Raw genomic sequence first — 8154 nt, forward strand, 5'->3', positions numbered from 1 at the left:
GGAGCCCGGCGGGCCGGGGGCGAGGGTGAGCCGGGTCAGGGCACGGGTGCCGCCGTAACGGGGAGCGCCGCCGGCCGTATCGCTACGGATGTCCTCGGCGCGCGTCCCGGCCGTGGGCGCCCGCAGGCCCGTACGCGCCGGGCCCGTACGCGTCAGGCCCGTACACCTCGGGCATGTTCGGGCCGACGCATGTGGACGGCCCCGCGACCGGCGCCCACGGGGCCACCGGTCTCGGGGACGGGAGCGGTCACGACGCGCAGGGGCACGGAAACGGGCACGACGGGCAGAGCCCGGCGCTCAGCGGCCGGACGCAGAAGGTGATGGCGATCGGCGGCAGCGTCCTGGCGGTGATCCTCGCCGTGACGCTCACCTACGCCTTCACCCACTCCGACGGCACGGGCGACGACAAGGGCACGCAGGGCACGTCACCGCCCGGCGGCGGCCCCGGCGCCTCCACCTCCCGGTCCGCCGCGGCCGGTCCGGCCACCGGCCCCGCGAGCACCGCCCCGACCGGCTCCCCCGGCGGCTCCTCGGCCGACCCGGGCGCGCCCGGCGGCGGTCAGCCTCAAGTCCTCCTCCAGGACCGCAAGTTCACCATCCGCTCGCCCGCCTGGAACCACGGCACGCACGTGGACCTGGACAGCGCGCGGGTCGAGCCGAACGGCCGGATCGGCGACACCGACGGCTACGAGATCGAGTACCAGGACTGGGCCGACGGCAGCATGCGGTTCCTCACCACCTTCGGCCGGGCCGACGGCACCGACTACCAGGCGTGCAGGAACGGGGTCGGCGCCGACGCGCTGTCCGGCGAGATCTACCGGGACGACCTCGCCAAGGACACCTACATCTCCCAGGGCACGGTGCTGTGCACGGTGACCTCGCAGGGCAATCTGGCCATGCTGAAGGTCACCGCCGTCACGCCGTCCGGCAACATGATGACCGACCCGATGCCGACGTACTCCACGCTGCTGACGGTGTGGAAGATGCCGGACGAGCCCACGCCGTAGCGGAGTTGGGCCCGGCGGGCGGGCACTGACGCACAAGTGCCGCCCACCGGGCCCGGGTTCAGCCGTACCGCCGCGTCCGTACGGCTCAGTGGTGCGTGCGCAGCAGCGTACGGAAGGTCCGCATCGCCACCGACAGGCTCGCCAGGTCGAACTCCTCGGCGCCCTGGATCTCCTCAAGTGTGGTGCGGGCGCGGCCGATCAGCCCCGCGTTCTGCTCCTCCCACGCCGTGTAGCGCTGCTCGGGCGTGGACCCTTCGGGGCCCGCCGTCAGCACGTCGGCGGTGAGGGCCGCGTGGGCCGCGAAGAGGTCCTCGCGGATGGCGGCGCGGGCCATGGACTGCCAGCGGTCGGCGCGCGGCAGCAGGATGATCCGGTCCAGGAGCTGCGTGATCCCCAGCCGGTCGGCGAGGTCGAAGTAGACCTCGGCGACGTCCAGCGGCTCCTTGCCGGTGCGGCCCGCGACGTCGACGATGTCGAGCGCCGGGAAGGCCGCGGAGAATCCGGCGACCCGGGTGGCCAGTTCGTCCGGCACCCCGGCGGCGGTCAGCTCGTCGTGCAGCGACTGGTACCAGTCCGCGTCCGCGCCGCGCAGCAGCTTGGGCTGGTGGGACCAGACCGCGGCGACGCCCTCGGTGAAGAAGTCGATGGTCTCGGCGATCTGGAGCGGCTGGAGCCGGTTGTTGAGCAGCCAGCGGGTGGCGCGCTCGACCAGCCGCCGCGAGTGCAGCCTGATCCGGGTCTGCACGTCGGCGGCGACGATGTTGTCCAGCGCCTCCACCGCGTCCCAGATCCCGGCGAGACCGAAGATCGCGCGGGCGGCCGTGTGGGCCCGCACGATCTCCTCCGTGGTGGCGCCGATCTCCTCGCGGAAGCGGTGCAGGAACGTCGTGCCACCGGAGTTCACCGTGTCGTTGACCAGGACGGTGGTGATGATCTCGCGGTGCAGCGCATGGCTGTCGATCTGCCGCTCGAAGCGCTCCCGCAGCGGCACGGGGAAGTACGCGTGCAGCAGGGAGCGCAGGTACGGGTCGTCGGGCAGCCCGGTGTGGACCAGTTCCTCGGCCGCGGTGATCTTGGCGTAGGCGAGGATCACCGCCAACTCCGGCTGCGTCAGGCCCTGTCCGGCCGCCAGCCGCTCGCGGATCTGCCGGTCGGTGGGCAGGAACTCCAGCGCCCGGTCCAGGTGGCCGTCGCGCACCAGGCGGCGGATGAACCGCTGATGGGCGTGGAGCAGACTCGGGGCCTGCTCCATGCTGTTGGCGAGCGACACGTTCTGCGCGTAGTTGTTGCGCAGCACCAGGTCGCCGACCTCGTGGGTCATCTCCGCGAGCAGCGAATTGCGCTGCTTGACGGTCATGTCCCCTTCGGCGACGACGCTGTTGAGCAGGATCTTGATGTTGACCTCGTGGTCCGAGGCGTCCACACCCGCGCTGTTGTCGATCGCGTCGGTGTTGATGTGGCCGCCGGTCCCCTCCGGGCCGCCGTTCAGGGCGAATTCGATCCGGCCGAGCTGCGTGAAGCCCAGATTGCCGCCCTCGCCGACGACCTTGACCCGCAGTTCCGCGCCGTCGATCCGGATCGCGTCGTTGGCCTTGTCGCCGACGTCGGCCTGCGACTCGGTGGACGCCTTGACGTAGGTGCCGATGCCGCCGTTCCACAACAGGTCCACCGGGGCCTGGAGGATCGCCTTCATCAGCTCGGCGGGGGTGATCTTCGCGGTGGCGGTCTCGATGCCGAGCGCCTTGCGGATCTGCGCGTTGAGCGGGATCGCCTTGGCCGTACGGGGGAAGATCCCGCCGCCCGACGACAGCAGCTTGGTGTCGTAGTCGGCCCAACTGCTGCGCGGCAGCTCGAAGACGCGGCGCCGCTCGGCGTAGGAGGTGGCCGCGTCCGGCTTCGGGTCGAGGAAGATGTGCCGGTGGTCGAAGGCCGCGACCAGGCGGATGTGCTCCGACAGCAGCATGCCGTTGCCGAACACGTCACCCGACATGTCGCCGATGCCGACGACGGTGAAGTCCTCTTCCTGGGTGTTGACGCCCATCTCGCGGAAGTGCCGCTTCACCGACTCCCAGGCGCCGCTGGAGGTGATGGCCATCTTCTTGTGGTCGTAGCCGACCGAGCCGCCGGAGGCGAAGGCGTCGCCGAGCCAGAAGCCGTACGACACCGCGACCTCGTTGGCGATGTCGGAGAACGACGCGGTGCCCTTGTCCGCGGCGACGACCAGATACGTGTCGTCCTCATCGTGCCTGACCACGTCCGTCGGCGGCACGACCTCGCCGCCGACGAGATTGTCGGTGATGTCGAGCAGCCCGGAGATGAACGTCTTGTACGAGGCGATGCCCTCGGCCAGCCAGGCGTCGCGGTCGGCGGCCGGGTCGGGCAGCCGCTTGCCGACGAAGCCGCCCTTCGCGCCGACCGGCACGATGACGGTGTTCTTCACCATCTGCGCCTTGACCAGGCCCAGGACTTCGGTGCGGAAGTCCTCGCGCCGGTCGGACCAGCGCAGGCCCCCGCGGGCGACCTTGCCGAACCGCAGGTGGACGCCCTCGACCCGCGGCGAGTACACCCAGATCTCGAACGCCGGGCGTGGCGCGGGCAGTTCGGGGATGGCCTGCGGGTCGAACTTCATCGACAGGTAGTCGTGCGGCTGCCCGTCGTCGCGGCGCTGGAAGTAGTTGGTGCGCAGCGTCGCCTTGATCAGGGTGAGGAAGGCCCGCAGGATGCGGTCCTCGTCGAGGCTGGCGACCTGGTCGAGCGCGCCGTCCAGCTCCTCCAGCAGCCCGTCGGTCAGCTCGCTGCCGGCCCGCTGGTGGTCCGGCGAGAAGCGGGCCTGGAAGAGGTTGACCAGCAGCCGGGTGGTGTGGACGTTGGTACGGAGGGTGTCCTCCATGTAGTCCTGGCTGAAGGTGGACCCGGCCTGCCGCAGGTACTTGGCGTACGCGCGCAGCACCATCGCCTCGCGCCACTCCAGACCGGCGCGCAGCACCAGGGAGTTGAAGCCGTCGTTCTCCGCCTTGTCGGTCCAGGTCGCGGCGAAGGCCGCCTGGAACCGCTCGCGGGCGTCGTCGCCGAGGTCGCCGAGGCTGGGGTCCAGGCGCAGCCCGAAGTCGTAGACCCAGGCGCGGGTCTGGTCCGAGCGGCGCAGTTCGTACGGCCGCTCGTCGACGACCTCGACGCCGAGCCGCTGGAGCACCGGCAGGACGGCGGACAGCGAGACGGGCGCGCCGGTGCGGTAGATCTTGAAGCGGCGCTCGTCACTGGCGCCGCCGACCGGCTCGTACAGGCTGAGGGTGAAAGCGTCGGCGCCCAGGCCCTCGATGTGCTGGAGGTCGGCGACGGCGACGCGCGGTGCGAAGTCGGCGCGGTAGCCGTCGGGGAAAGCGTGCGCGTACCGCCGGGTCAGCTCGGCCGCGCGCTCCTCGCCGCACTCGGCGGTCAGCGCCTCGCCGAAGCCGTCGGCCCAGGAGCGGGTGGCGTCGGAGAGCCGGCTCTCGATCCGCTCGACGTCGGCGTCGGTGATGTCGGGCAGCGGCGCGCCGGGTTCGACGCGGATCACGAAGTGCAGCCGGGACAGCACCGATTCGGTGTTCCAGGCGGTGAAGTCGGCGCTGCGTCCGCCCAGTTCGTCCTGGAGGATGTTGGTCAGGCGCAGCCGTACCGCCGTGGTGTAGCGGTCGCGCGGCAGGTAGACCAGCGCCGAGTAGTAGCGGCCGTACTCGTCCTGCCGCAGGAACAGCCTGAGCTTCCGGCGCTCCTGGAGGTACAGCACGCTGGTGGCGATGGACCGCAGCTCGTCGGCGGGGGTCTGGAACAGCTCGTCGCGCGGGTACGTCTCCAGGATCTGGAGCAGGTCGCGGCCGTCGTGGCTGTGGGCGGTGAATCCGGCGCCTTCGAGGACCTCCTCGACCTTGCGGCGGACCACCGGGACCCGGCGGATCGACTCGGTGTAGGCGGTGGAGGAGAACAGGCCGAGGAAGCGGCGCTCGCCGATCACATTGCCCTCGGCGTCGAACTTCTTCACGCCGACGTAGTCCAGATACGACGGACGGTGCACGGTGGAGCGGCTGTTGGCCTTGGTGAGGATCAGCAGCCGGTGTTCGCGGGCCTTGGCGCGGGCGTCGGCGGGCAGCCTGCTGAACGACGGGGAGCCGGGGTGCCCGAGGTGGGTGTGGTGGGCCGGGTGGGTGCCGTCGGTGCCGGGGTGCACCGGGTCGGAGCGCAGGATGCCGAGACCGGTGCCGGGGACGGCGACCAGCACGTCCTCGGTGGAGCCGTCCGGCTCGGTGTCGGTGGTCAGCTCGTACTCGCGGTAGCCGAGGAAGGTGAAGTGGTCGTCGTTGAGCCAGCGCAGCAGCTCGACGGCTTCGCTGACCTCGCGCTCGGGCAGCGGCGGCGGGGTCGCGGACAGCTCGTCGGCGATGCGCTGGGCGGACTCGCGCATCTTCGCCCAGTCCTCGACGGACTCGCGGACGTCGGAGAGCACCCGGCGCAGGTCCGCGGTGATCTCCTTGAGGTCGGCGCGGTCGGTCTCGCGGTCGATCTCGACGTGGATCCAGGACTCCACCAGCACGTCGTGCGGGAGCGAGCCGTCCTCGGGGCCGCACCCCGAGGCGACGATCTCCAGCAGCTTGCCGGTCACGTCGCGGCGGACCAGGAACTGCGGGTGGAAGACGACGTGGATGCCGCGGTCGGCCTGGGTGAGCGCGTTGGTGACCGAGTCGACGAGGAAGGGCATGTCGTCGGTCACGACCTGGACGACGGTGTGGCTGGACTGCCACCCGTTCTCCTCGACGGTGGGGGTGTGCACCCGGACGCTGGCACTGCCCTGGGGGCGTACCTCCGCGAGCCGGTAGTGGGAGACTGCCGCGCCGAAGACGTCGACCGGGTTGCGGTCGTTCAGGTCCTCGGGTGCGCTGTGCAGGTAGTAACCCCGGAGGAACGCCGTCAGCGCCTGTGTGTCGCGGCCCTGGCCGGGTAGTCCCCCCGCCTGGCTGTTCTCAGCGACCTCGGCTGCTCGTTCCAGCAGTTCGGCCTTGGCTTCGTCCAGCTTGGTCTGCATGTCCTCTGACTCCTGTCGCGCGCCATTGCGTGACGTCGGGTGATGGCAGGACGTCACGTGACGCGGGGTATCCGCTACGGGACGACGCTATGCCGGAAGAGGGGTCCGCCGTGCCCGTACGCACGCGGTGGCCCCTGATGAACTGATCAACGTTGATCACGCCGCAAGGCTATCGCTCGCTCACGGGTGCCTGTCAGGAGACGTCTTCGTACAAATGCACTGCACACCTTTGGCCCCTCTGGACAGGAACCGGGTGGGAACAGCACCGGGACGAGACGGCGAACAGTCGATGCGGAGGTGATGATTCCGGCATTGGCGCGGGGCGTGGACCGGGCCCGAGCGTCGATTCGGGAGCCCGGCGTCAGGGCCCGTCCGGCGGACAGGTCCTAGCCCGCGGCTATTCGCTCGGCTTCCGCCACGGCGGCGGCGAGGCTGTCGACCACCGGCACTCCGGCGCTCTCCAGGCTGGCGCGGCTGTGCGAACCGCCGGTGTACAGCACGGCGTGCGCGCCGACGTGGGCGGCGGCCACGGCGTCGTCGAGCGCGTCACCGATCACCACGATCCGGCCGGGATCGGCGACGACGTCGGCGAGCGCGGCGAGGTGGCGGGCCATCTGCGCGGCCTTGCCCTGGTTGGAGGGGCCGGTACGGCCGTCCACCCGGACGAAGTGCTCCATGATGCCGTGCGAGGTCACGACGGGCAGCAGATTGTCCTGCGGGGCGAGCGAGCACAGCGACTGCGTGAGCCCGGCGGCCCGGCGCGCGGCGAGCAGTTCGGCCGCGCCCTCGGCGAGGCCGCAGCGGTCGGCCAGCGCCCAGTAGTGGCGGTGGAAGGTGGCGTCCATCACCTCCCACTCGGCGTCGGTCGGCAGCCGTCCCATCAGCCGCTCGTAGAACCGGGGCACGGGCACGCAGTACAGCTCCTGGTACCGCTCCAGGGTGATCGGGGCCAGGCCGAGCTCGGCGAACGAGGCGTTCGTCGCCTCGATCACCGCGTCGATGTCGTGGAAAAGGGTGCCGTTCCAGTCCCACACCAGATGCGTGCCTACGGAATGCGTGCTCACTCCACGAACCGTACTCGCGGGGTGTGACAGCCCGGTGCCCGAGGGTGGGGTCCCGGTGTACGGGGCCGCCGTACGACCGGGCGTGGGCCGAACGGATTCAGCCGATCAGGTGCCAGGTCGGTCGGATGCCAGGTCGGTCGGATGCCAGAGCGGTCGGGTGCCAGGGCGCCCCGGCACCCGGGTGCCGGGGTCAGGAGATGAGGTGCGGGATCTCCTGCGTCGCGTACCAGAGCAGGTCGTGGTCCTCGGCGCCGTCCACGGTGAACTGCGCGTCGTCGTCGCCCATGTCGGCCGCGCCCACGGCCGCCGCGGCGGCCGTCACATCGCTCTGGGCGTCGTCGGCGTCCACATGCACCGCGGCCGTCTTGGACAGCGGTACGGGGCGCGCCAGACGGACCTCGCCGAGCGAGCCGGGGTCCAGGCCGTGGTCCGGGTCGTACGTCACGGCGGCGTCGTCCACGTCCACGGCGACGACCACCCGGCGGCGCGGGGTGTCCGGGTGCACGGCCAGCAGCCGCAGCGACGCCTGGGAGGCGCGGTTGAGGGCCGCGTACTCCAGCTCCTCGATGTCGTCCGAGACGTACCACTCGCGCAGGCTCGGCGTCACCGCGTAGGCGTCCAGCGGTACGGGTCCCAGCTCGCCCGCCTTGTACGCCTCGGCGAGACCGGCCAGGGTCGTTGGAATATAGACGCGCATGGCGTGAAGCATACGTGCGCCACCACGCGAATAGGTGAATTCCTCCGCACCCTCCATCGAACGGCGCCCCGCTTGCCAGCCCCTCCCCGAGGGTCCTAGAACCGCCCTGTCACCGACCTACCCGCCAGTAGCGACCACAGGGGAAGCACCCGTGCAGACGACGCCGCCGCAGCCGCCCGTATTCGTGCCCGTACCCGAAACCGTGCCCGTACCCGAAACCCCGGCACCGACCCTGCCCGCTCCCGCTCCCGCGCCCGCTCTCGCTCCACCGCGCTCCGCGGGCGTGGAGCGGCGTACGGCGGGCGGCGCCGGTCCGCCCGGACGCAG

General features: G+C 71.2%; 4 protein-coding genes. 1 reads left to right on the top strand and 3 read right to left on the bottom strand.

The features are described 5' to 3' along the window. Positions 1-173 precede the first annotated feature (173 nt). Positions 174-1007: a hypothetical protein gene (locus tag BGM09_RS03300; protein WP_188279850.1), complete on the top strand. Its 834-nt coding sequence runs from the start codon at positions 174-176 to the stop codon at positions 1005-1007. Positions 1008-1092: 85 nt separating this feature from the next. Here BGM09_RS03300 and BGM09_RS03305 read toward each other — a convergent pair whose 3' ends face one another. The 3 genes from BGM09_RS03305 to BGM09_RS03315 all read right to left on the bottom strand — a co-directional run bounded on the left by BGM09_RS03305 (position 1093) and on the right by BGM09_RS03315 (position 7827). After that, positions 1093-6066, bottom strand: a complete 4974-nt coding sequence (locus BGM09_RS03305) for an NAD-glutamate dehydrogenase (RefSeq protein WP_188279851.1) — start codon at positions 6064-6066, stop codon at positions 1093-1095. A 386-nt stretch (positions 6067-6452) separates the two neighbouring features. Further along, a complete protein-coding gene (locus BGM09_RS03310) occupies positions 6453-7130 on the bottom strand; it encodes an HAD family hydrolase (protein ID WP_188279852.1) in 678 nt (225 codons plus the stop codon). 190 nt (positions 7131-7320) lie between these two features. After that, the gene (locus BGM09_RS03315) at positions 7321-7827 is read right to left on the bottom strand and encodes a DUF6912 family protein (RefSeq protein ID WP_188279853.1); all 507 of its coding nucleotides are present in this window, start codon (positions 7825-7827) and stop codon (positions 7321-7323) included. Positions 7828-8154 lie beyond the last annotated feature (327 nt).

The organism is Streptomyces sp. CBMA29 (assembly GCF_014596445.1).
Lineage (GTDB): Bacteria > Actinomycetota > Actinomycetes > Streptomycetales > Streptomycetaceae > Actinacidiphila.

Bases quoted from the DNA above. Each gene is read 5' to 3' on its own strand.
- BGM09_RS03315 (WP_188279853.1), bottom strand. From the start codon at position 7,827: ATGCGCGTCTATATTCCAACGACCCTGGCCGGTCTCGCCGAGGCGTAC.
- BGM09_RS03305 (WP_188279851.1), bottom strand. From the start codon at position 6,066: ATGCAGACCAAGCTGGACGAAGCCAAGGCCGAACTGCTGGAACGAGCA.
- BGM09_RS03300 (WP_188279850.1), top strand. From the start codon at position 174: ATGTTCGGGCCGACGCATGTGGACGGCCCCGCGACCGGCGCCCACGGG.